At 53.8% G+C, this 619-nt stretch carries 2 protein-coding genes; both read left to right on the top strand.

Annotated elements, in window-relative coordinates; genetic code table 11:
- Positions 1-214: hypothetical protein (locus FMN63_RS29675; RefSeq protein ID WP_205514377.1), on the top strand; the 214-nt coding region annotated here is incomplete at its 5' end.
- Positions 201-476 (top strand): DNA-binding protein HupB, encoded by a 276-nt coding sequence (gene hupB, locus FMN63_RS27715; RefSeq protein ID WP_011651361.1) that lies wholly within the window; start codon positions 201-203, stop codon positions 474-476. The genes FMN63_RS29675 and hupB, both read left to right, overlap by 14 nt.
- Positions 477-619: the final 143 nt, after the last annotated feature.

Raw genomic sequence — 619 nt, 5'->3', positions numbered from 1 at the left:
GTTGACACCTCTCTGCCCCATTGGCGCAAAACACGGAAAATGGCTGGCGGAAACGTCAGCCTTTTTTGTGAAAACGTCATGTAGACGCTTGCTTTTCCTTGATTTGCAGGGCTTTTGGGTTTTCGGCGGGCCTGATGAAACCTATTCTGCGCCTAGCTTACTTTTGAGTCGTTTCATACCATTTAGAAAGGGGTGGAAACATGAACAAGAATGAACTCGTGTCCGCAGTAGCCGAAAAGGCAGGACTGACGAAGTCTGACGCGGCTTCCGCTGTTGACGCGGTTTTCGACGTTGTCCAGGCTGAACTCAAGAACAAGGGCGACATTCGCCTCGCGGGTTTCGGCAGCTTCACCGTTTCTCATCGTGCCGCAACGAAGGGCCGTAACCCGTCGACGGGCGCTGAAGTCGACATTCCGGCTCGCAACGTGCCGAAATTCACGCCCGGCAAGGGCCTGAAGGACGCCGTCAACAGCTGATCTGAGATTATCCACCAGCCGGAAACGAGACCGGCTGTGCAGGATTTGAGAGGGGTTCGGCTTTGCCGGACCCCTTTTGCTTTAGAGCATGATGCCGAAAAGTGTGAGCGGTTTTCGGACGACATCATGCTCTGCTTTTTGAT

Origin of the sequence: Stappia sp. BW2 (assembly GCF_008107695.1) — a bacterium.
Lineage (GTDB): Bacteria > Pseudomonadota > Alphaproteobacteria > Rhizobiales > Stappiaceae > Roseibium.
The sequence above is the reverse complement of the archived record's forward strand: the minus strand, read 5'-3'. Positions and strand labels throughout refer to the sequence as shown.